1 pseudogene is annotated in these 400 nt (G+C 78.8%); it reads left to right on the plus strand.

From position 1 onward, the window contains the following. Positions 1-400, plus strand: a pseudogene (locus G3I53_RS10325) (dihydroxyacetone kinase); the annotation flags it as partial.

A 400-nucleotide genomic window follows, 5' to 3' on the forward strand; every position in this document is an offset into this window, starting at 1 on the left:
CGAATGCGCCGACGCCGCGGCGGACCCGGGCCACGGCGCGACCGCCGGGCCCGCCTTCGAGGTGATCTACCTGCTGGAGGCCGACGACGAGGCCGTCGCCCGGCTGCGCCGGCGGCTCGACGGACTGGGCGACTCCCTCGTCGTGGTCGGCGGCGACGGGCTGTGGAACGTCCATGTCCACGTCGACGACGCCGGGGCCGCCGTCGAGGCCGGCGTCGAGGCCGGGCGGCCCTACCGGATCCGGATCACCCACTTCGGTGCCGCCGACGTGCACACCACCGGCACCGGACGCCCCGCCCTCCCCGAGCGTCCCCGGCGGGCCGTCGTGGCCGTCGTCCCGGGCGAGGGCCTGGCCGGGCTGTACGCCGAGGCGGGCGCGACCACCGTGCTCGCCCGCCCC

The sequence above is a fragment of the Streptomyces sp. SID14436 genome (assembly GCF_010548465.1).
Lineage (GTDB): Bacteria > Actinomycetota > Actinomycetes > Streptomycetales > Streptomycetaceae > Streptomyces.